The sequence below is a fragment of the Vibrio sp. 2304 genome, assembly GCF_033339475.1.
In the GTDB taxonomy this organism is placed as follows: domain Bacteria; phylum Pseudomonadota; class Gammaproteobacteria; order Enterobacterales; family Vibrionaceae; genus Vibrio; species Vibrio alginolyticus.
The window spans coordinates 1-837 of the sequence record NZ_JAWOUQ010000050.1 but is presented as its reverse complement, the minus strand read 5'-3'; the positions used below and the strand labels follow the sequence as shown (position 1 = coordinate 837).

Below are 837 nucleotides of genomic sequence, written 5' to 3'. Positions count from 1 at the left end.
GAGGGACATCATGAGCCATCAACTCACCTTCGCCGATAGTGAATTCAGCACTAAGCGCCGTCAGACCCGAAAAGAGATTTTCCTCTCCCGCATGGAGCAGATTCTGCCATGGCAAAACATGGTGGAAGTCATCGAGCCGTTTTATCCCAAGGCGGGCAATGGCCGACGGCCCTATCCGCTGGAGACCATGCTGCGTATTCACTGCATGCAGCATTGGTACAACCTGAGCGACGGTGCCATGGAAGATGCCCTGTACGAAATCGCCTCCATGCGCCTGTTTGCCCGATTATCCCTGGATAGCGCCCTGCCGGATCGCACCACCATCATGAATTTCCGCCACCTGCTCGAGCAGCATCAACTGGCCCGTCAATTGTTCAAGACCATCAATCGCTGGCTGGCCGAAGCAGGCGTCATGATGACCCAAGGCACTTTGGTGGATGCCACCATCATTGAGGCACCCAGCTCTACCAAGAACAAAGAGCATCAACGCGATCCGGAGATGCATCAGACCAAGAAAGGCAATCAGTGGCACTTTGGCATGAAGGCCCACATTGGTGTCGATGCCAAGAGTGGCCTGACCCACAGCCTAGTCACCACCGCGGCCAACGAGCATGACCTCAATCAGCTGGGTAATCTGCTTCATGGAGAGGAGCAATTTGTCTCAGCCGATGCCGGCTACCAAGGAGCGCCACAGCGCGAGGAGCTGGCCGAGGTGGATGTGGACTGGCTGATCGCCGAGCGTCCCGGCAAGGTAAAAACCTTGAAGCAGCATCCGCGCAAGAACAAAACGGCCATCAACATCGAATACATGAAAGCCAGCATCCGGGCCAAGGTGGA

1 protein-coding gene is annotated in these 837 nt (G+C 56.0%); it reads left to right on the top strand.

Going from position 1 to position 837, the window contains the following annotated elements; translation table 11 throughout:
• Positions 1 to 10 precede the first annotated feature (10 nt).
• Positions 11 to 837: IS5-like element IS5 family transposase (locus tag R7P64_RS24165; RefSeq protein WP_318124133.1), on the top strand; the 827-nt coding region annotated here is incomplete at its 3' end.